General features: G+C 39.6%; 16 protein-coding genes and 1 other RNA gene. 11 read left to right on the plus strand and 6 right to left on the minus strand.

Going from position 1 to position 21,320, the window contains the following annotated elements; genetic code table 11:
* Positions 1–30 precede the first annotated feature (30 nt).
* A complete protein-coding gene (locus NSE_RS01815) occupies positions 31–2,532 on the minus strand; it encodes a hypothetical protein (protein WP_011451840.1) in 2,502 nt (833 codons plus the stop codon).
* Between the two features lie 447 nt (positions 2,533–2,979).
* Here NSE_RS01815 and NSE_RS01820 point away from each other — a divergent pair, with 447 nt between their 5' ends.
* From NSE_RS01820 to NSE_RS01840, 5 genes are all read left to right on the plus strand, one after another.
* Positions 2,980–3,414: an acyl carrier protein gene (locus NSE_RS01820; RefSeq protein ID WP_011451843.1), complete on the plus strand. Its 435-nt coding sequence runs from the start codon at positions 2,980–2,982 to the stop codon at positions 3,412–3,414.
* Complete coding sequence (gene fabF, locus NSE_RS01825; protein ID WP_011451844.1) at positions 3,415–4,662, plus strand: beta-ketoacyl-ACP synthase II; 1,248 nt, start codon at positions 3,415–3,417, stop codon at positions 4,660–4,662.
* Positions 4,631–5,515: an oxygen-dependent coproporphyrinogen oxidase gene (gene hemF, locus NSE_RS01830; protein WP_049821599.1), complete on the plus strand. Its 885-nt coding sequence runs from the start codon at positions 4,631–4,633 to the stop codon at positions 5,513–5,515. Before fabF ends, hemF begins: the two co-directional genes overlap by 32 nt.
* Positions 5,516–5,559: 44 nt before the next feature.
* Entirely contained in the window at positions 5,560–6,141 is a 582-nt protein-coding gene (locus NSE_RS01835) for a retropepsin-like aspartic protease family protein (RefSeq protein WP_011451846.1), read from the plus strand.
* A 175-nt stretch (positions 6,142–6,316) separates the two neighbouring features.
* Positions 6,317–8,407, plus strand: coding sequence for an inverse autotransporter beta domain-containing protein (locus NSE_RS01840; RefSeq protein WP_011451847.1), 2,091 nt, complete (start codon positions 6,317–6,319; stop codon positions 8,405–8,407).
* 278 nt (positions 8,408–8,685) lie between these two features.
* On the opposite strand, the gene NSE_RS01845 is transcribed toward NSE_RS01840, so the two are convergent.
* The gene (locus NSE_RS01845) at positions 8,686–9,222 is read right to left on the minus strand and encodes a HesB/IscA family protein (RefSeq protein ID WP_011451849.1); all 537 of its coding nucleotides are present in this window, start codon (positions 9,220–9,222) and stop codon (positions 8,686–8,688) included.
* A 359-nt stretch (positions 9,223–9,581) separates the two neighbouring features.
* Here NSE_RS01845 and NSE_RS01850 point away from each other — a divergent pair, with 359 nt between their 5' ends.
* From NSE_RS01850 to NSE_RS01870, 6 genes are all read left to right on the plus strand, one after another.
* The gene (locus NSE_RS01850) at positions 9,582–10,739 is read left to right on the plus strand and encodes a deoxyguanosinetriphosphate triphosphohydrolase (RefSeq protein WP_011451851.1); all 1,158 of its coding nucleotides are present in this window, start codon (positions 9,582–9,584) and stop codon (positions 10,737–10,739) included.
* Positions 10,740–10,793: 54 nt separating this feature from the next.
* The gene (recO, locus tag NSE_RS01855; RefSeq protein ID WP_011451852.1) at positions 10,794–11,507 is read left to right on the plus strand and encodes a DNA repair protein RecO; all 714 of its coding nucleotides are present in this window, start codon (positions 10,794–10,796) and stop codon (positions 11,505–11,507) included.
* A gap of 158 nt (positions 11,508–11,665) precedes the next feature.
* Positions 11,666–11,982, plus strand: a transfer-messenger RNA (tmRNA) gene (gene ssrA, locus NSE_RS04010).
* A gap of 7 nt (positions 11,983–11,989) precedes the next feature.
* Positions 11,990–12,451, plus strand: a complete 462-nt coding sequence (locus NSE_RS01860; protein ID WP_041917500.1) for a ClpXP protease specificity-enhancing factor SspB — start codon at positions 11,990–11,992, stop codon at positions 12,449–12,451.
* Between the two features lie 180 nt (positions 12,452–12,631).
* Entirely contained in the window at positions 12,632–14,005 is a 1,374-nt protein-coding gene (gene lpdA, locus NSE_RS01865) for a dihydrolipoyl dehydrogenase (RefSeq protein WP_011451854.1), read from the plus strand.
* An 80-nt stretch (positions 14,006–14,085) separates the two neighbouring features.
* Positions 14,086–14,439, plus strand: coding sequence for a YraN family protein (locus NSE_RS01870; RefSeq protein WP_041917501.1), 354 nt, complete (start codon positions 14,086–14,088; stop codon positions 14,437–14,439).
* Positions 14,440–14,597: 158 nt separating this feature from the next.
* On the opposite strand, the gene mgtE is transcribed toward NSE_RS01870, so the two are convergent.
* The 4 genes from mgtE to mnmA form a co-directional block, all read right to left on the minus strand.
* Entirely contained in the window at positions 14,598–15,911 is a 1,314-nt protein-coding gene (mgtE, locus tag NSE_RS01875; RefSeq protein WP_011451856.1) for a magnesium transporter, read from the minus strand.
* 171 nt (positions 15,912–16,082) lie between these two features.
* On the minus strand, positions 16,083–17,192 hold the full coding sequence (locus NSE_RS01880) for a phage major capsid protein (protein WP_011451857.1): 1,110 nt from the start codon (positions 17,190–17,192) through the stop codon (positions 16,083–16,085).
* A 177-nt stretch (positions 17,193–17,369) separates the two neighbouring features.
* Positions 17,370–20,093 (minus strand): UvrD-helicase domain-containing protein, encoded by a 2,724-nt coding sequence (locus NSE_RS01885; RefSeq protein ID WP_011451858.1) that lies wholly within the window; start codon positions 20,091–20,093, stop codon positions 17,370–17,372.
* Positions 20,094–20,199: 106 nt separating this feature from the next.
* Positions 20,200–21,306: a tRNA 2-thiouridine(34) synthase MnmA gene (gene mnmA, locus NSE_RS01890; protein WP_049821600.1), complete on the minus strand. Its 1,107-nt coding sequence runs from the start codon at positions 21,304–21,306 to the stop codon at positions 20,200–20,202.
* Between the last annotated feature and the right edge of the window lie 14 nt (positions 21,307–21,320).

Raw genomic sequence — 21,320 nt, forward strand, 5'->3', positions numbered from 1 at the left:
TCTAATGCTGTTAGGTTGTCTTTACGCTGTTCATTCCCTTTCTTGGGAATTGCTCTGAATTTTAGTAGCGCATGTATAGGCAAGACAGGATATAAGGGCACCAGTTAGGATACTACCAACAACTTGCAATGCATCAGGTATGTTTTTGAGTCTTGGTATGAGGGGAATCACAATGTAGATTATAGCTGCCAGTACTACGGCTGTAGCTATGGCAATGAATATATTTCTTAGACGGTCAGATATTGGCTGTCTAACTTTTTTTTGCGTTGTTGATTTACCTTCACTTTTACTTCGCTCAAAAAATGAACTAACCCTTTTCGAAAATCTTCGGAATGCTCCTGGTACAGTTTGATCTGCGGGTGTACCTGCTTTACCAACAAACTTACTTGAGAAGCTTTCTTGGTGAGCCGTATCAGGAAGGTTTTTTTCTTCCATGAAGGCTCCTAATTTGAACCCTAGCTCCTCCGCTAATCTTTGAACTTCAGTCCGACCTCGAGTGAATATGCTCGATGCTACTACTATTCCATGATCAAAGAGGAGCACCCCTTCTGTTATTTCGCTTACTCCTTCGGGTTTATCACTCTTTCTGCTATGCCATTTAATCCATGGCGGTTTACCCCATGAAAGTTCTAGCGCCGGTACAGCCACATCCCCTTTGTTGAGAGTAGTTCGAGAACATTCCAGGAGAGAAAGAGGATTTTTGCTTTCTGCGCCTAAAAAATGTAATACACTTGCTACTTGTTTGACAACTACTTCTATATTTTTTTCAATATCTGGGATCTTAGATGCTACCCATGCTACCTTCTCCGCTTGTTCTGGTGTTAGTTTCACAATCCCATCAATATCGATAGCGTAAACACAGTAGTCATCTGGATAGTGACGTGTCTGTGTGAAAAGCACCTGATTCGGAAGGATATTTTGGGTTTCTGCATTGAGTATCCTTAGCACCAAGGATGCACTTTCTGGTTCGGCTCTACCTACATTTACACAGCAGAACGAGCGATGCTGGGGTACTATTTGAGCGTCTGGGATGTTTTTGCAAAACTTAACTGCGCACTGGCACTTTATCAGTATGTCTCGTAAAATTTTTGTCAGAGGTTCGAGGGAATTCTCTGTATTAGTGATAGGAATACCTACACTGCCTAGCCCACCTAAGGCTGATGTGCATACTTCGTAGGGTTTCTTTTCAAGATAGAAAGATTCGTTTCTAGCGCAACAGTTTTTTGTTCTAGGAAGTGTATCAACTAAACTGGCTTGAATCCCTAATTTGTTGCAGATGTACCCTACTAAATGTAGGCCCCAAGGATGCAAGAGCGACTCAGTCTGAATTTGAAGGAAAGATCTCCTCGTTACTAGATCAAATAACATTTTGAAGAGGGGTTCAGGAGTGCTTCCTGTAGGTGAGGGAGTGATGTGCTCTAGAATTGCCTTGAATAAGATATCAACAGTTTTAAAATCTTCTGTATGTTCCAGTGAAAGTGCATGTAATTCTTGCATGAAAGGGAGGCGTGCCCTTTCTCCTTTAGGGAAACCATAGAATGCAAGAATTACCTCTTTTTCTTTGCCCTCTCCTACTATTACTTCTTGGTAGGGCACGCGTAATCTCGGTGTTGTAGAAGATGCCAAACTTATGCAAAATGCCCTCAAGGCATTTTTTTGTTGAGGTGATAAAGGTCCTATCTTGTAGATAGCTTGTGGGAATACTGTTTTTTCCTCGCTAAGTGGAACGATCGATGATGCTGCTGCCCCAACAACAGGTTCTGCTGCTGCAAGTACCTCTAGGTCACAACCAGGTACAACTACTGTTGGAGAAGTTGTTGGATCTATCGGACTCGGTATTGTATTTGCCCCAGTAACATTCATGATTGTTCTAGCCAGGAGTTGTGCTACCAGCGGTTCAGGCATCCTTGCTCTAGCTAGCCACTCGTGTATCTCTCTATGACTTGTGAATGGAATGCTATTTGAAGGCGTATCATCAAGTTTCGCTTTATCCGGATCATCTGGCCCTGCAATGTTGTTACTTGCATCCAGGTAGTTTGCAGTGACAACTACCTCTCTCCCTTTACCTGATGAAGTGACACTCACATCTCGCACTCCAAAGGTGACACTTATTTCGCTTGCGTATACGTTTGCCAGCTCCATACCAGGTTGGAGATTTTCTCTGAAGACCTGAGCTTCTTCAGCTTTTAAAAGCCTTAGTCGGGTTTCATCTGTACTCTCCCCTGGAAGGATTTTGTCAAGTTTTTTTACTGTTTTGTCTATGCTTTCTTTAGCCTTTTTCTTTAGTGCACTGCTGGCAGCTGCAAGATTCTGCGACCAGCGTCGAAACGCCGGTTGGTGTTCTTGTTGTGGATCTGTCGCACCTTGTTGAGTAGTCTGAGCGGCTCCTTCTGATTGGGATTCTCCTTCTTGCTGTTGTGGATCTGTTGCACCTTGTTGAGTAGTAACAGTTGATTGATCAGCTTCTTCCTGAGAGTGGTCTTCTTCTGTGCCTTGAATATCTACTTTCTTTCTGTTGTCAGGTGGTAGCATCTATATACTCCTCGTTTGCTTAGATCATAATGAGAAATCACCATCGGCCTCGAAACTGTACAGAGTAAGGCTTCTAAATGGTGCTTCCAATATCTAATTTGGAAATTTCGTTCATCCTATAGTGCAGCTAGGTGCACAATCTGTTCTTTTTATTGGTGATAGAGCGATCGATCCTGGTTATTCCAACATAGAATGCAAGACAGATCATTAAAGTAATCTATTTATATTAAATTTTGATCTGAAATCCTATTTCAGGTTTATATAATAATAAATAAAGTCTAGTTTTTTATAAATTTCTTTTAAAAACAACTTATCAGACTTTGATATGCCGGAGATAAAACCTTGTTTCGGCAAAACTTACAAGAGTTTTGTAAAAAATAAAATTCGAATGATTGCAGTAGGATTTTCATTAAGATATATTTACCCTGGATCTAGCGTTTTGTCTTAATGGGAGCAACACAGGAAAAACTTAGGAAGATCGTTCTTGAGCACACAGTTAAGGTCTCTGTCATGGGTGCCTTGAATCTTTCTGATGAGAAGTATGATGAAATAAAGTTGGAAACAGACCTTAGCTCTGAGCTTGGTATAGATAGCCTCGATGCTGCCGAAATAATTATGCGCGTTGAGGAAGATCATGATCTTGAGGAGATTCCTGAAGATTATGCTAGGAAAGCAAACACAGTTAAACACATTTATGACTATCTTCTTGAGCACTGTACTAAACCGTTGGATAAGTTAGTTGACTTCACAAAGAAAGATGTTCTTTTTAATAAATTTTTGGCTAGTGTTGCCGTGTCGTTTAATTGCGAGCTTGCCAACCTTGAGGCTGTTTCCAGCATGAGTGATTTGGTCTCTGTGCTTATTTCCGCTTCAGCAAAGTAAATGTCGAAGAGAGTTGTAGTAACCGGATTGGGGTTGCTTACTTGTCTATCCAGTACTAGGGAAAGATCTTGGGCGCTGATCCTTGAGTCGAGGTCTGGGGTGCGGGCACTTTCTACTATAGAAACGGAAGGACTTCCTGTTACTATAGGCGGGGAGGTGTTAGAGAACGGGGAAGATGGCTTTGACTGTAAAAAGTTTAGTGATCCACGAAAACATGATCGCTATATATCGTATGGTATAGCCGCGTCTAGAGAGGCAGTACAACATTCGCAATTGCTGGAATATCCTTCTTTGGATAAGAGAAGGGTCGGCGTATCAATAGGTTCTGGTATAGGAGGGTTACCACTTATCGAGAAAAACTCGATTCTTCTCCGTGAAGAGGGTATACGGAAGGTGAGTCCGTTTTTTATTCCGGCAAGTTTGATCAATCTTACTTCAGGGAATGTTGCCATTGAAAACGGATTTACTGGGCCAAATGATGCTTTGGTCACTGCATGTGCAACGGGTGCTCACGCAATAGTGAATTCTTGGCGCATAATTGCTAACGATGAAGCTGATGTGATGATAGCTGGTGCTTCTGAAGGGGCTTTATGTCGAGTCGGTATAGCTGGGTTTGCAAATATGAAAGCCCTTTCGAGGCGTAATGATGAGCCGGAGAAGGCTTCTAGGCCATGGGATGTTGATAGGGACGGTTTCGTAATGAGTGATGGTGCCGGGGTTATGGTGCTCGAAGAGTATGGCCATGCGAAAAGACGTGGAGCGCGAATTTACGCTGAGTTAGTAGGTTTTGGTGTCTCTGGAGATGCATATCATGTCGCTGCTCCTAATCCGAATGGAGATGGCGCGCTTGCTGCAATGGCTTCTGCAATAAAAATGGCGGGGATTGGGTTGGACGAGATTGATTATATCAATGCACACGGAACGTCCACTCCAAATGGCGACGCTGCTGAGTTGAATGCTCTACGGCGTTTGTTTGGCAGCTCCTTAGGAATGGGTGTGTCTTCAACGAAGTCATCTATAGGGCATGCTTTGGGTGCTGCTGGCGGTATAGAAGCGGTTCTTTGTGTACTCGCTATGCGTGATTCGGTAATGCCTCCAACGCTTAATTTGGATAAACCTGATGATTGTGCTAGTGGATTTAATTTAGTACCACACACATCTCAAGAGAAGAATTTGCGGTATGTACTCTCGAATTCTTTTGGGTTTGGGGGAACCAATGTATCATTACTGTTTGGGCAATATTCATAATTGTGAGGTCCGTGTGTTAAGTGAGAAAAAAGAAACAGCAGCTGCCTGGTTTAGGGAGTTAAGAGATTGTATCAGGGATGAGTTTGTCGCTATAGAAAAAGAGTTTGATCACAATTTTCGGTCGGGTTTTGCAGTAGAATCTTGGGAACGAGAAGGTGGCGGAGGCGGTGAAATGAGCCTCATGTACGGTACTGTATTTGAGAAGATAGGTGTGAATATATCAACCGTGCATGGAGTTTTCAGCGAAGATTTTGCATCTAAAATTCCTGGTGCACTAGAAAGTGGGGGGAATTTCTGGGCTAGTGGTATTTCATTGGTGGCGCATATGAGTTCTCCACTTGTTCCTGCAGTGCATATGAATACACGCATGATAGTTACTGATAAATACTGGTTTGGTGGTGGTGCAGATTTGACTCCTATGTACTACAACGAGGAGGATGCAAAAACCTTCCACGCTGAGTTTAAAGAAACGTGTGATAGACATGATAGCAAGTATTACAACGAATTCAGTAAGTGGGCGGATGAATATTTTTACGTAAAACATAGGAATGAACCTAGGGGAATAGGGGGAATATTCTACGATTACTTAAGAACAGATGATTGGGAGAAGGATTTTGCTTTCACAAAAGATGTTGGTAAGTGCTTTCTTTCTGTATATCCAAAGATAGTGAGGAGAAATATGCATCTTTCTTATACAAATGAGCAAAGGCAGTTTCAGCTTCTCAAGAGGGGCAGGTATGTTGAATTTAATCTTCTGTATGATAGAGGTACCGAGTTCGGGCTCAAGACTGGTGGTAACGTGAAGGCAATCCTGATGTCTTTGCCCCCTGTGGTGGAGTGGAGAGATTTTTAAAGGTACTTTGCTATCCTTTCTCGTCCAGTAGTTTGGTCTGATACATGGAGTTTGTTTGCCTGCTTGTTGTTCTAGCTGTTTTTTTCTTTGTTTATCGGCAGACTTCAAGCAGGTCGGGTTCCGGTGGATTACTCAGTTTGCTTGTTTGGGGCATTGTGATATGCCTGCTGGCCTCCATATACAACACTGGGGACAAGATTTTTCAAAACAAACTGCTTGGTGAGATCTATGAGAAAGTTCAAAGTGGAATCTCGAATGAGCAGGTTGGTTTTAGAAAGGCGAGGGATGGGCACTTTTATGTCGATATTGTTGTTAGTGGTGTGAAGCTAAAGTGTCTAGTTGATACAGGTGCTTCAGATACAGTATTATCACAAAAAGATGCTATAAGACTAGGAGTCGATCCTAGGACTCTAAACTACAGCAAGGAATATAATACTGCCAACGGAAAGATAAGGGCAGCTCCTGTAATCTTAAGAGATGTATATCTAAGAAGTTATTACCTTCCTTACTTAGAGGTAAGTGTGTCAGGAGTAAGAGAGCAGGAAAGATCCCTATTAGGGATGTCATTCTTAAAACATTTTGATTTTTTTATCAAAAAAGATGTTTTATTTTTGCTACAAAAATGATCTTTTAGTTATCTAGCGAAAATTGGCGGTTTGTATTGTTCCTACTTCGGGATTATTTTTAATTTGTTATAGATCTCTTTTAGAATTCAAATAGGATTCATTTGTGCATTAATAGGTTTGCTGAAAATTAAAACTTTCCTGAAAAAATGTGCCAAATTTCTTGTAATGCCATTAAATGAAAAATTTCAGAAGTGTTTCTAAGGCAAGGTTGTTGTTCTTCCTTTCTGGTTTTTGCCTTGTAGTTCCCACTGCGCTGGATGCGTCGAATCTGAAAAATTATGATAAATCTGTAACCGAGGGTGGTTATTCGGAGGAGAAAGGTGTGTACTACAAGAAAGTTGCTGCTACAGGTCTTCTGAATAAAGTAGGTACAACTTTTAGTGGATTAAGAAATTCCAAGATTAGTGATGAGAAACGCTTCGTTGACAGAGAAGGTAATGCTATTCAGTTCAATTGTACACCGCACGATTCACGCGGTGATTCTCTCCAGTCAGCAATTCAAGCGGGCAAATCACAAGGCAGAGTATCAGAGCTTGCAAGGAATCTACCTCAAGCGGAAAGGTCAACGTTGAATGCTTATAGGGTTAATGTCTTTGCCCCTGAAAAAGTAGTAACGCAAAGTGATCTAAACAATACAAGTCGTCACACAGTTGGTGCACGCTTTACAGTCACTAACGAGTTTAGTGATTCAAATGGCGGGGCGGTAAGTATGTCAGAGTTTGGGGCTCTTTTGCCGTTGCTGTCCAAAGTGGATAATCTTATTTATATTGATCTTAAATCAAAGTTGTATGATGCCAAAGAAGGTGAGGTTAGTACAGGAATTGTTTTTCGCAGACAAATGTCCCCTTTGCTTACAGGGGGTATAAACGTATTTACAGATGTACGCTTCTTACCTGAGGGTAATTATAGATGGTATTCGTTAGGCGGGGAGATATTTTTCAAATCTTTCTCTTTAAATGGCAACTACTACCGGTCCAATAAAAAAACGACTATTTCCTCCGTTAAAAGTTTTGAGTTTCATGACCCAGATCCAGGTAAGGCAGTGATTGTGCTTGATGAAAGGGCTGCTGGTAATGGGTATGATCTAGGTCTGGGTTTAACTCTTAATAAATATATTAATATTCATGGTAGTGCATTTTTCTTTTACAGTCCTTATAACACGGAGGAGAAATTTTCTGGTTATAGGGCTGGCGTAGATCTTTCGCTTTACCTGAATGAGCGCTTTAGTGTGTTGGTATCACCAGAGTTTGTAGCCGATAGTAAAAGGAATAGATTCTTAGTCAATGTTGGATTTAACTTGCCAGTTGGTAGGGATTACACAAGATTACTAGGACATGTCAGGAGAGATAGAGATATAGTTTTGTTTGATACTAATAATTCCTATAATGTTAACTCTGCGTTTTTAGTTGCAGACAAGGAATACCAAGTTGGTAAGTTAATTAAATTTTCTCCGAATGATCAAGATGCTATTAAGAAGCTTACCAACAAAACGGAAAATCCTTCTGCTAGTACCGCTGCAAAGAATGAGGAATCTAAAGTAGGCTTGGATCTGTTTCTCATCAGAGATGCTGAAAAAAGTAAAGAGGTAAGTAGCGAGGGGGTAAATAGCAAAGAGATAAGTCTAACCGAAGGTGCTAAAGAGTTAATGCTTTCAGATGAAACAACATTGAAAGTGTATATACCATACTCCGGTGGAGAGAGGATAGTGAATTATTTCATTCCTAAGAGTGAGGTAACGATTAAACTTGGTGGTAAAGATCAGAGTGATAGTACAGGCACGACATACAAATCGTTACTTTTCAACGGTGCAAGAGTAGAGTTAGATGACCCTACTAAATACACCATGGAAGATGTTACATTCAACTCGTGTTTCGTCAGCAGTAATAAAGAACGCCCATTCCAGGATGACAAAGGCGTACTTCTGATGAACTCTAAATTAGAGTTTTCACATGACAACCTAAAGTCCGCGTTTTACTCAACAAAGAGTGATACTAAAGACGAAAGACCGGTAGTGAGTTATATACTTAAGAATGTACATATAGAACTACCTAAGGTCGTCCATGATCCAAAGAACCCAGTTAAGGATGATTTTAAAGCTCTCTTTACAGGTGATCTTGATAAGATGGGCAAAATTGATGTCAAGCTTGCGGGTGAGATCAAAGTAGATACAAAAACCTCAATTGATGCTAGAAAAAAGGCAGAAGAGGAAGTAAAAGCTCCTGTTTCTGAAGGGAAAGGTAGTGGTGAAGCCAGTTCAGCTGCGTAGTAAAGATAGATGAAGTTTATTCAGTGAGACGCACTAGGGTGAAATTGGTGGCCGAGGAAAACAATGGCACCCACAAGAGCAGGCTTCAGAAAATTTGGTGGGGTCTTATCAGTTGAAGTGATAAGGCCTCACTTTGTGAGTTTGCTTCTTAATTAATGGTTTTTTTTGATTACTGCTCTTCTATGGGCTAACTGAATTTTGCGCAGTAAGTTGTTGTTCTTCTTCAGTTATAGGTTTAGGTGGATTGCCTTGGAAATTCATTTTTTTATGAAAGCCTCTTAGATGCTAAAGCTGTTTCCGCAACTGCAGGTGGATTGTGAATTAGGATTTTTTATAACAAACCTTTCTCCGACGAGTTCTCTTACGTAGTCAAGTTTTGCAAAGCGGATCAATTCCAAGGACGCATTATCTATTTCAAGAATAGTTCTTCCATTCCAGGTAACATAGTATTTTCCTTCTTTGCTTGTGTGAATCATCTCATCTTGAATAGTACCTGTAGGATTTTGGTTATGGTATGGTTCACCTTCACTTTGAGAGCGACTTGCTGTGCTACGAGCTGCTTCCACATCACATTTGAAAATCATGCTTTGCTCATGCATGAGGGGATCAGCAGTATTTAAAGAATTATTCTCTTTAAAAAGGTTGCGATTTGGACGCAATACTGTCTTATCACAGCTCTTGATCTCGAATTTGTATTCAAAACCATTGCAACCGCCAGGCTCCACGGTTACGCTTAAACACTCTTCACTTTCTGTAATTGCTAGTATTCTTTTCAGAGCTGCATCAGTGAGTGAGATCTTTTTTTCTGTTTCCACTGGAAGGATAGATGTACCTTATTTAGAACACCCAAGTATAACATTTTTTTTACTTGCAGAATGAAGCTTACATTGTTCAAGGTTTTAGAGTTGGATTTTTTTTACAAGCGATGGTTTCAAATGATGCGGACGTGATTTTGTATTAGCAATAATGGAAAACGGATGTACCAAATGAATGCTTAGAAGCGATATCTCTTGCTATAGAGTATATGAAGATTTACTTAATTGCATAGTTAATTTGATTAATGTAGTTCCATAGACGGGGTGTTATCTATTTAGAAGCAATATCTTTTGCTATAGACTATACGAAGATTTCCTTAGTTGGGTAGTTGATTTAGCCAACGTACTTCATAGGTAGAATGTTATCTTCATATTCGTCATTTCCAGAAAGGTCTAAGGGAAGGTTATTTTTAGAAAAAGAGGATCCTCAGCGTGATTGTTATCAGAGGGACAGGGATAGGTTGATACATTCTTCAGCTTTTAGACGCTTGATGTATAAAACCCAGGTCTTCAGCCATTGTGGTGATGATCATTATAGGACCCGTCTTACGCATAGTCTCGAGGTGGCGCAAATTGCGCGCTCCATTGCTAGGCTTCTTGGGCTTAATGAAGATTTAACAGAAACCATAGCACTGGCTCATGATATAGGGCATCCACCGTTTGCACATATAGGTGAGGAAGCTCTTCAGGAAGTTGCAGCTGAACACTATAGATTTGAGCACAATGCTCAGGTTCTGAGGATCTTAGGAGAGTTCGAGCATCAGTATATGGATTTTGACGGGCTCAATCTGACTTGGGAAACGATAGAAGGTTTGGCGAAGCATAATGGTCCGATACAGGAGCCGCACCAAATAATAGAAGAGTATAACGGATTGCTTGATCTAGAGCTTAACAAGCAACCTTCCTTGGAGGCTCAAATAGTATCGTTAGCTGATGATATCGCTTACAGCTCGCATGATATAGATGATGGGCTTTTATCTGGTGTGATCACTTACCAAGATTTACGACATTTACCCATCATAGGGGAGAATATTTTAAAATTCGAAAAGACTTTTCCTGAGGCAAGTAAGAGTCAGGTGATGTATAAGGCTCGGAGGCGAATGATAAGGTTTCTGATTTATGATGTAGTTGATGTAGCGCGGGAAAATATAAAGCGTTATCTGCTAAAAACTGTGGACGACATAAGAGAGTTGGGATTCCCGGCTGCAAACTTTTCAGAGAAAGTAGGCAAGGAGATGAAGGAAATTAAGGCGTTCCTGTATAATAATCTCTACTTTTACTACAGTATAAGAAAGAGCAGGGTAAAACTTAAAAGAATAGTAAAAGAATTATTTGAAGTTTTTTTCCACGACCCTCAGTGTCTACCGAAAGATTACTATGAAAGGTTCCGTATAGCTGACTCCATGAACAAAAAAGCTCAGTTGGTGTGCGATTTTATTGCGAATTTAACTGATAGTTCCGCAATTAGAGAACACAGACAATTCTTTAGTACCTGTGTCCTAGAGCGAGATTACTGATTTCTTTTCCGCTGAATAGGTAACAATTTCTAGTTAGTAGTTGGTGATAAATCAATGCAGTGGGAGAATGAAGGTATAGTTTTATCGAATAAAGGACTCGTCGAAAACAAAGCCGTAACAACTTTGTTTACTAAGGACTATGGGTTAAAACGGGGTTTATGTAGTAGGAAGACAACAATTGATGTGGGAAACGTAGTCTACTGTAGATGGAGTGGTCGATTGGAAGTACAGTTGGGCTACTTCAGAGTGGAAGTGAAAGAGATAATTTCTCCGTTTTTGTTTACCGATTATAAAAAATTGAAGCTCCTTAATGCAGTTCTAAGTATTTTGCTTAAGGTTCTTCCAGAGAATGAACCACAGAAGGAAATTTATAAAACATTTATCCAGTTGTTACAGGCATTTAAGTCGAACACCCTTTGTTATTATAGGCAGTATATAGAAATGGACTTGTCAATATTACAGTATTTGGGGTTTCAATTGGATTTGTCTCGTTGTGCAGTAACTGGAGAAACAAAAGATTTATTCTATATTTCTCCAAAAACTGGTAGAGCTGTCACGAAAGCGGTCGGTGAAGCATACAAGGATAAACTACTTCTGTTACCACCATCACTATATAAAATTGCTAATGGCTTATCGATTGAGGAGATATCTCAGGAAGAGTTCTTGGATTGTATCAGAGTCACAACTTTTTTTCTTCGTGCATTTCTGTTTCTCTTGCTGCATTTGGACCTTCCATTTCATAGAAAGGTTGTATTAAATGGGATATGAGCATTTTTTTAGCTTTCACGCAAGTTGTGCATAGGAGGATATGAAAATGTATAGTGTTTCAAAGGCGTATTTGGTGATCGTGAGTGCTTTTTATAGAGTCTGTATCCTTAATAAGAGGAGCCACCATCAGAAGAGCAATATGTGTATAATTGAGGTTAGCAGTTGAAGTTATTGCGTTTGTTTGATACGATAAGCGGCGCGCTGTTTTGCGCTATGACAATAAATGGTTTTTCGTAATAGGTATCTTGGACCCGAAGGCGGAGTTCGGCACCTCCACCGTTTTGCGGGGGTGATTTAGTTTCGACAGGTATTAAAGGCTAAACTTTTGTTCGGTTGAGTGATCCCGTGATTCACAACACTTTTTATAAGTGCAAACGACAATTTTGAAGCTGGTTCTGCTGAATATGCAGTAGCTGCCTAGTTTATAGGTAGTACAGCGCGGTTTGGGGCGGCCGGTCAACAGAACTGCCCCAGTTTTATTTATGAAAGAGATTAAGTATAAAGCACTGGTGAATGCCGCGATGCTCGGCATTGTTCGCTCTGTAATGAAGGACGTCTCTGCTGGAGAAGCGGCGAATTTTTTCATTACTTTCTCTACGCGAAATACCTCTTTGTCGGATGGGCTGAAGAAAAAATATCCGCGTGAGATGAGCATTATTTTGCAAAACCAATTTAGTGATTTGCAAGTTTCTTATGAGAAGTTCAGCGTGGTACTCAGTTTCTCAGGTGTTGAGGAGTGCATTACTGTGCCCTTTTCGTCGATCTTGTACTTTCTTGATAGGGAGTGCAATTTTGCTTTGGAATTTCATGATTTAGCCAGCGAGGGTAGTGTAGATGAAGTTGATTTTTGTAATGCTGGTGGTGCTTATGTTCCTGGGACCAATGCTAAGGGGGAGCAACAGGGGAAGATAATAGATATTACTAATATGCTAAAGAAGAAATAGCTCCTGTGCGTATTTGTTGCGAGAGATTTAAAATTATACGGTTTTTTCCCCTGCCTTGTTTATTTTTGCTTTGTTTGCTGGAGCTTGTACGGCTGACATAAAAAAGGCGAGTTGTGATTGCGTAAGTTGAATTCTGGATTGGCAGGGTAGTATGAAAGTTTGCATTGGTTTTAGCTCTCTATGTACGATGTTATAGTAGTTGGTGGTGGTCCGGCCGGGTATCCTGCAGCGATTCGGGCGAGTAGGAGTGGTCTTAAGGTTGCGCTTGTTGAAAAAAATAAGTTGGGAGGGGTGTGCCTCAATTGCGGGTGTATCCCAACTAAAGCTCTTTTGCACATTGCAGAGAAGTACCATTTTGTAAAAACTGGAGCAGCTGAGCTAGGTATAAATGTTTCCAATGTTTTTCTTACCTTTAGTAGTGCTATCGCGTATGCTCAAGAGAAAATTAAAAAACTTGCTGCTGGTGTTTCCTACCTTATGAAGAAAAATAAGGTAGAGCTTTTTTATTCTAGTGGAAGAATTTTGCCTGGTAAGCAAGTCAAGTTAGAGGATTTAGGTAAGACTATAAGTGCAAAAAACATTATTCTCGCAACCGGGAGCACTCCAAAAGAGATTACGGGTCTGGAATATGACCATGAGCTGATTTGGAATTACAATGATGCAATGACGGCAACTAAAATGCCTAAATCGTTGTTGGTAGTTGGAGCTGGCGCGATAGGTGTTGAATTTGCGTGCATTTATAATGTTTTTGGTAGTAAGGTGACGGTCATAGAAATGCAGAACCAGATCCTTCCAGCTGAGGATACTGAAATCAGTAATCTTGCCGAAGCTGCGTTTAAAGAAAGTGGAATCACTATACGGAAAGGTACTACTATTCAGTCCTTAAAGAAGGATAAAGATAAGGTTCTTGTAACATTAAGCGACGGAACTAACCTAGAGGTTGAAAGAATTTTGGTTGCAGGTGGCGTAGAGGCGAGCTCTCAGAATCTTGGTCTTGAACAGATTCCTACGATAAGGATGAATAAGGGTTTTGTTTCTGTTGACAAGTACTGTGAAACAGGCGAGCCTGGTGTATACGCAATTGGTGACTTAAGGGGCTTTCCTTGTGTCGCTCACAAGGCAATATATGATGCGTATGTTTGTACGGCAAAGATAGCGGGAAAAGAACCTGTTCCTCTAGAAATGGATAGTATTCCTAGTTGTATTTATTCCTTTCCTTCAATTGCAAGTGTTGGTTTGACAGAAGAGGCCGCTATAAGAATGGGTCATAAAGTGAAAATAGGCCGTGCAAAAGCTGAAGGAAACGGAAAGTCAGTTGTACTTGGTAAGGATAAAGGTTTGGTCAAAACAGTCTTTGATGCCAAAACAGGGGAACTTCTGGGAGCACACATAATTGGTTATGAAGCTACGGAGATTCTGAATGGTTACATTATTGCAAAAGCCTCGGAGGCAACTGTTGAAAGCCTGAAGGCTGTTGTTTTTCCCCACCCAACTATTTCTGAGATGATGTATGAGGCAGTACTAGCAGCGGACAATGAGGAAGTCCATTCGTAAAGTACAACTTGCTATTTTCTGCGGTAGATATATCACTTCATTTATGCTGTCTTTTTAGAAAGTAGGTTCAGTATAAGTAAATGTTGCAGGGGTTATCTCGCAGATCAGTAAATGATTTAGTAGGCCGTTTAGCAGAGATGATAGTGGCTCTACATCTCTCGATTAAGGGATATATGCTCCTGTGTAGACGTTATAGGAATCCACATTGTGAACTTGATTTAGTCTGTATCAAGCATGGAGTTTTGCTTTTTGTAGAGGTGAAATTTCGGAGTTCGCTGCAAGTACTCGAAACCATGGTCGATTACAGCCGTATGGAAAAGATGTATCCAGCTTCTGAGAGTTTTTGTAGTGAGTTTCAGTTGTACTACTGCCTTGAAAGAGTCTTTAAAGTCTTTCTTGTAACCCCTTCAGTAATACAAGTTATAACGCTATAAGCAGCTGCGTATAGGTGCTAGCTTTTATTCATATTTTTTTGTGTGCTATCCGATTCTGGGTTGTTAGGTGAGAATTTGAAAATTTCGCAATTTCTCTAAGTAGATGAGACGATCATCGGAGATAGAGGATAAGGATTTGTAGGGTTCTTACCTTCCAGCTAGACAAGAATAATACTTGCGGTCGAAAGGAGCACTACAAATGCTAAGATATCCGTAAAAGAGCTAGTGATGATCGAAGATGAAAGAGCAGGGTCACCACCAAATTTCTCTATTATAAACGGAATTGCAGCCCCAAAAGATGTTGCAAGTGCAAACACAAGGGTGATAGAGATAAGGAAAGTGGATTCCAAGGCCAGATTGTGAAAGCGTAAAGCTATTATCACTATCATTAGTGCCGACATTACGAGACCGTTGCACAGTCCTACAATCAGTTCTTTTACAAAAAGGCGTAGGGCATTACCTTGACAAAATCTTTTTGTGATTAGTGCTCTAACTGCAACTGTAGAGGCTTGTATGCCTGCGTTTCCACCCATTGCGGCAATTATGGGCATAAGAATTGCAAGTTCCACGTGTTGTTGTAGTGTTAGCTGGAAAAAGCCAATTATGTAAGAGGAAAAGTTTATGCTTAAGAAGGTCACTATGAGCCATTTAATTCTGCGCATTACTGTGTTTGCAACATCTGAGTTGATGTCTGATTCTGAGACCTTACCTGCATGCAAGATATCCTCCTCTGCCTCTTCAGAGATTACATCCACTACATCGTCTATTGAAATTACACCGACAATTCTTTGATTTTTATCGACCACAGCGATTGAATGCAGAGAATAATCCCTAAAAAGACGAGCTACTTCCTCCTGATCTTGACCTGTCTCGACAGTTTTTATATTTGTCTGCATGAGTATCTTTACCAAGGATCTACTCTTTGCGCATAAGATATCATTAAGAGAGACACTCCCTATTGGGCGATTTTCCTCATCTACAACAAAGATTTCACTTATATACTTTGGTAGCTGCTTTTGAACACGAATAAACTGCAAAACTTGTTCTATGCTCCAGTCTTTTGGGATAACAATGAAGTCTTTATGGATCAACCTTCCCGCACTTTCTTCAGGGTAGGCAAGAATCTCCTTGATTACTTTTGCCAGTTTTGACGGGAAAAATTTAACGATCTCCTTTACAAAATCCTGTTCGATTTCCTCAAGCACATCGACTATTTCATCTACTGGAAGAGAGGTAATAATTTGCGCGAATCCTCGAACACCAACTGTCTCGACTATTCTTCTCAATAACTCAGTTGGTATTTCCGCTAAAATGTAAGTATGATGAATTAAATGCTTGTGCATAAAGTGTTCTTGAACCTCACTTTTTGCATTTATAAACGCATCTACAAGCTCTTTTTGATTCTGTATTCTATCTTGCTCAGGTATTTCTCCGGTAAGCTTCTTTAGGATAAGAGGGATAGTATCATTCATCTTCTTAACATTTACATCAGAATTCTCTAAAAAAGCTTATCTACCAACGAATTTCAGAGCGTCCCGCTCAAGGGAGAGTGTACACCAACAATAGCATTGGTGTACACAGTAAGCCTTGACCTAATGAAGTTTAGTTTCCAGTAATCTGGAGACAATAGTCAAGTATTCAATTTAGGATTTCATTTCCAAAAAAACAAAAGCCTTTGGATTAATTACCTTTGCGCCAACCCTTTTGGTAATATAGAAAGAAACATAAGGTTTTGCAGAGTATGGATCTCTTAGAACCCGCATTTCGCTTCTATCGACGATTTGATATCCACGCTTAAAATCTCCAAAAATGATTGGATATTTCTTTGTTGAACTCGTAGATTTATCAGATATTGGTATTATAGGCATTTCTGAGCACTCAATAACAGGTATTCCCATTAACGTGTCGGGTTGACCTACTAAAATTCCTGGCTGAAACATATAGTGTCCTGTCTGTTCATATTTTAGCCCTCTTATTAGCTGGATAGTTGTACTGTGCATAAGAAATGTTCCATTAACAGAGAACTCTCTTTGTAATCCATAATAGAGGCTTAAAATATCAGCAGGGGTTATTTTGTCTTTCTCCTTGCTTGTGATCTTACAAATCTGTTTTCCTGTGGAATCTGTATTATGTTGAAGTATTCCGTGTGGTTTATTTTTTCCATCACCAGTAATGAAGGTTTCGTTTTCGAGTTGTGTAAATGCCAAAGCAGCCTGTTCAATTAACCATTTTTCTACGTTTATAGATGGATCATCAAGGACTTTTTGAGTGGTCTTTGGTTGTGTGTAGAGCTCATAGGTATTTATTTCTGTTGTGATTATGTGCTCTTTTGCATCGCTATTAGTTATCTCATCCTCAGAAACCCATTGTGCCTCTAACGCGTCACCATTGCTTATGTAAGTTATACAGTCTGTTGAGATCGTATTAACAGATGCTAGCTTCCTTATTGGGGAGAGCTTCTTCATTTGCTCATGGATTGAGTTAATTAAGGTATCTGTTAGTGGAAAGCCATTACTCTTGATTTCAATGGAATTTGCTGATCCCTTCTTAAGATAACTATTGAGTTGCTTCTTATAATGACAATCTTCGCTTATTTCGGTCGAAGTAAAAGGTCGTTTCACAGCCAAGTCATAGCCATCTTCTAGTTTTTTTAATCTTCTCTCACAACTCTGTAATCTTTCGTCTTCTTTCTCTTTAAAAGATTTAATTTCTGTTTCGAGGTTTAGAAGTAAATTATTTACTCTTGTGTCCATTTAGTTGATTATAAATTAAAAAGTTAGTTTATTTCGTTTATCCACTTATGAGGAAGCAGAACATTATTACTACATAGGAATTTGGGTCTTACAGATGAAAACAAGCCTAAGTACACTAGAGAACTTATTGGAGCAGCAGTACTTTAGAAGTGCTTCGAAAGGTTTTTTTATAACTATTTAAAGCCAAATTATTTCAGTTATTACATTCTTTTCTGGATAGATTGCTTGCATAGCTTCTTTATATCGATGCATTTGCTTTTCTATTGCAAGATCGACGCTTTTATCTTTTCCAGTTTTATAATCTCTAATCGTTATTGTATCCTTTTCGAATTTCACATTATCCATTCTGAGTAGCTTACCATCAAAATAGACTTCTACCTCGTTTTTACCGTCCGCTCTATGATTCTTTTCAAGAAAAAGCAAAACCGTCCTTTTGATTTCATTTTTTTGCTCGTTCGATAATTCTGGAGAATACTCTTCCAGGAATAAATTCATCCATTTTTCAGCTTTTTCAACTTTAGAAATGTATTCGAGAATCTTGTGTATTAATTTGCCACGGATGATCTGAAAGGTCTTCTCAGAAACTTTTGTTACATCATCATCTATGATGCCATTATCAAATGTTTCATCTCTTTTGTAAGGAAATTCATATGAGTTTGCTAAATCACTTTCCTTGTTTTGTAGCTCTTGCGTATTTTTCATGCGACGGTTGCTATCTCTTTCTCTATGTAGACTGGGGTTTTCGTCTGATTTATCTACCTTTTGTTTAATTTTTATAGGATACAGGAGATCATTTGTGTAGTAATACGCTCCATCTTGATTTTGTGAGCCTATTTTTACGATTCCGTTGCTGCATGCTTCATACCAAGAATTCTTTTTGGCTTGTTTGCCAATTCCCATAATGTACAATTCATCTTCCGCACGTGTTAAGGCAACGTAGAGGAGTCTCAGATGTTCATATCGGATCGATTCCTTTTTTACATCCCTCATTTCTTGTACGACTCTAACATGGGTTTCAGATGAGAGGAGTGGTGTTCCGTCTTCAGTAAAGAAAAAAATATCACGATTTTGTGGTACGTAATTACTATCCACTATAAACACAATAGGTGATTGCGTACCTTTACTTCCATGAACGGTTGAGATAGTAACACCGTTTTCGTTCTTGCTTTTGATTTTTAAAGTCGCGTCTTCGCCAGAAAAGATGTAAATAAAATCATGTATACATTCGTGTTCGAGCGTGTTGTCTAAAAAGATGTCAATATAATAGGGGGTTTCACTTCCATAGTATTTGGCTAATGTGGTGACAGTCCTTGCGTCAAGAACCTGTGAATATATGTCGAAAGTCGTGCCATAGAATTCAAGCCACCTCTTAAGTACTTTTCCTGCGTATGTGGCACAAATCTGCTCGAACAACCATTCCTTTTTTTTCTCAGCTTTAAGTTTTAGTAGAGCACTGTGGCTCCAGGCAAATATAGGAGATTTCAAAAGTGTGATCAGAGCTTCATCATCGTGTTTATAGATGAGAAACTTTCCTAGATTTATGAGAAGCTCGAACAAGGGATTGTTTTTTACTGTGAATTTGCCTGTAAAATTCACCGGGATATTAATGGCAGTAAGTTGCGTGTAAATATGGTCAACCAAATTGGTTCTGTGTGCAACAAGGATCAATATGTCACTTCCTTTTACAGGTCTGTTTTTTGCTTTAAGTGTTCTACCTATCTTAAGCCAACTTTGTATGGTTTCCCTTATAGAAATTGCCAGTTGAAGTTCTGCATCAACTTCTCCATATTGTAGCAATGGTATTACTTCTATATAGCCCGGCGCTTCAGTTCTACTTGTGGTATGGCGAATCTTCTCACTGGATGTTTTACAAAGTTGGATGTTTTCAAAGACGCTGTCAACAAATTGTAGAATAGCTGTAGATGATCTATAGGACTTTGCTGTCTTAACCTGAACAAGCTTATTTTGGGGATCCCTTTGTTTAAGTATGTCGTAAAACGCAAGATACATCTCGGGACTCGCCCCCTGAAACCCATAAATGGACTGTTTGTAGTCACCAACTACAAAGATGCTCTTATTATGTGTTTCATCTATGAGAAAATCCCTACAGAGATTAGATATGATATACCACTGTTTTATGCTATTGTCCTGCGCTTCATCGAGCAGGATATGGTCTATTTTCGCAGCAATTTCATAAACATTCCATATTTCCATCTCTATCGCAGTCTCTATGATTCCATTATGGGAAATATAGTGTTTCGAGATATTTTGATTAATTTCTAAAAATTGAGTGAATGCCGATAATATATCTATACTCTCCGTTGCCAATTGTTCTAGTGGATCATTCTTAAGTTTCTCGATTATTTTTCTGTAGTCTAGGTGAAAGTTACTTAGCAAAGATGCTAGCGTTTCATGCAATTTTCTTTCGGTTGTCTTTTCTGCGGTTTTCTTGGAAAGTTGACATCTTTCCCAAATAAACCGTGCCAGTAATTGGCAGAACATGTGTTGGTTTTCCTCATATATTTCTTTTGAAAGATGTCGTCGGTCACACATTTTAATGGATTGCCAGCAGAAGGAGTGTAATGTCTGTATTTGGATAAATGCGTCGGCTGTGTACACAAGTTTCCGGACATAATCCCGATCTTTCACAGTTCTATTAATCGTGGAAAGCAAATACTCGTCCATATCTGTATCATTCATTGCGGAGAGCTTTCCTAATATAGCGAAAATGCGGTTGTGCATTTCTGCTGTTGCTACCTTTGTAAAAGTTATGCACAGTATATTCTTCTCTTTGTTAACCAGTAATGATATGGCTCTTCTTACAAGCAAGGTGGTTTTGCCGCAACCGGCGGATGAATTAATCCAGACTGAGACATTAGGATCAGTAACTTTTTCTATCATTTGTGATAGCTATAGCAACTGATATGTTCAGGCAACCATGACAGAGCAGCATAGGATATGCAATATGTTATGAGCGATGCTAAAAGAATCTTGATGTGATGCATGATCATACGATCCATCCACCGCCTAATACTTTACTTCCATGATACATAACACAAGCTTGTCCAGGAGCTATAGCACATTTGGGTTCCTCAGCTAAGGAGACCTTTAGGAGCTCACCATTTGGATAAAGATATCCTTTTACCGTATCAGCGCCAGAACGCAACTTTACCTCGCATTCTAGTCCAGCGGTCAATTCTTTTCTATCAAGCCAGTTTACTTCTTTCACGTAAAGTGAACGTTGTTGCAATTTATCACGTGTGCCAACAATTATGATGTTGTTCTGAGCGTCAATTTTTACCACGTATAGTGGGATAGGGGCTGATAATTGTAATCCGTGTCTTTGTCCAATGGTATAATGAATTGTACCATTGTGTGTGCCAAGGACTTCTCCATCTGTTGAGAGTATTTTTCCTGGTCTCTGTGCATCCGGTCTAAACTTCTTTATTACATCCGCATAAGATTTTCCATTTACAAAACAAATGTCCTGGCTTTCTGGTTTTTCCGAGATATCCACACTTAGTTTCCTAGCTAAGTCTCTTGTTTCGCTTTTTTTAAGATTTCCCAATGGGAAACGGAGAAATTCTAGTTGTTCACGTGTAGTATTGAAGAGAAAATAGCTTTGATCTTTTGAAGGATCGATGCCTTTATGGAGCTCTACACCGTTTGTTGTGGTTAATCGTCTTACATAGTGACCGGTTGCAAGTGCATCGACGGATAGGCTTTTAGCAATTTTCATGAGATCCCTAAACTTTACTGTTTGGTTACACTTTACACATGGTACCGGGGTTTCACCTTTGAGATATGACTCTGCGAAGTTTTCTATCACTTCTTTTCTGAAAGTTTCCTCCATATTTACCACGTAGTGTAAAAAGCCGAATTGGGCTGCCACACGTTTTGCGTCAAATATGTCCGAACCTGCACAGCAAGTTTTTCTGTTTGTTTGCGTGGAAGTGAAATTATTATGAAGTTGTAATGTTACCCCTATGACCTTGTAGCCGACTCTGTGCAGATAAGCTGCAACGGTTGAACTATCTACACCACCTGACATAGCAACCATTACCTTTACGTCATTATATGCTTTTCCTGGGATGATTTCTGCAAGTTCTTGCATCAATTTCACAAATA

Origin of the sequence: Neorickettsia sennetsu str. Miyayama, from assembly GCF_000013165.1 — a bacterium.
GTDB lineage: Bacteria > Pseudomonadota > Alphaproteobacteria > Rickettsiales > Anaplasmataceae > Neorickettsia > Neorickettsia sennetsu.

What these genes read in the sequence shown, in the direction of transcription:
- NSE_RS01815 (WP_011451840.1), bottom strand. Translation starts at nt 2,532, where the DNA reads ATGCTACCACCTGACAACAGAAAGAAAGTAGATATTCAAGGCACAGAA.
- NSE_RS01820 (WP_011451843.1), top strand. Translation starts at nt 2,980, where the DNA reads ATGGGAGCAACACAGGAAAAACTTAGGAAGATCGTTCTTGAGCACACA.
- fabF (WP_011451844.1), top strand. Translation starts at nt 3,415, where the DNA reads ATGTCGAAGAGAGTTGTAGTAACCGGATTGGGGTTGCTTACTTGTCTA.
- hemF (WP_049821599.1), top strand. Translation starts at nt 4,631, where the DNA reads ATGTATCATTACTGTTTGGGCAATATTCATAATTGTGAGGTCCGTGTG.
- NSE_RS01835 (WP_011451846.1), top strand. Translation starts at nt 5,560, where the DNA reads ATGGAGTTTGTTTGCCTGCTTGTTGTTCTAGCTGTTTTTTTCTTTGTT.
- NSE_RS01840 (WP_011451847.1), top strand. Translation starts at nt 6,317, where the DNA reads ATGAAAAATTTCAGAAGTGTTTCTAAGGCAAGGTTGTTGTTCTTCCTT.
- NSE_RS01850 (WP_011451851.1), top strand. Translation starts at nt 9,582, where the DNA reads ATGTTATCTTCATATTCGTCATTTCCAGAAAGGTCTAAGGGAAGGTTA.
- recO (WP_011451852.1), top strand. Translation starts at nt 10,794, where the DNA reads ATGCAGTGGGAGAATGAAGGTATAGTTTTATCGAATAAAGGACTCGTC.
- NSE_RS01860 (WP_041917500.1), top strand. Translation starts at nt 11,990, where the DNA reads ATGAAAGAGATTAAGTATAAAGCACTGGTGAATGCCGCGATGCTCGGC.
- lpdA (WP_011451854.1), top strand. Translation starts at nt 12,632, where the DNA reads ATGTACGATGTTATAGTAGTTGGTGGTGGTCCGGCCGGGTATCCTGCA.
- NSE_RS01870 (WP_041917501.1), top strand. Translation starts at nt 14,086, where the DNA reads ATGTTGCAGGGGTTATCTCGCAGATCAGTAAATGATTTAGTAGGCCGT.
- mgtE (WP_011451856.1), bottom strand. Translation starts at nt 15,911, where the DNA reads ATGAATGATACTATCCCTCTTATCCTAAAGAAGCTTACCGGAGAAATA.
- NSE_RS01880 (WP_011451857.1), bottom strand. Translation starts at nt 17,192, where the DNA reads ATGGACACAAGAGTAAATAATTTACTTCTAAACCTCGAAACAGAAATT.
- NSE_RS01885 (WP_011451858.1), bottom strand. Translation starts at nt 20,093, where the DNA reads ATGATAGAAAAAGTTACTGATCCTAATGTCTCAGTCTGGATTAATTCA.
- mnmA (WP_049821600.1), bottom strand. Translation starts at nt 21,306, where the DNA reads ATGCAAGAACTTGCAGAAATCATCCCAGGAAAAGCATATAATGACGTA.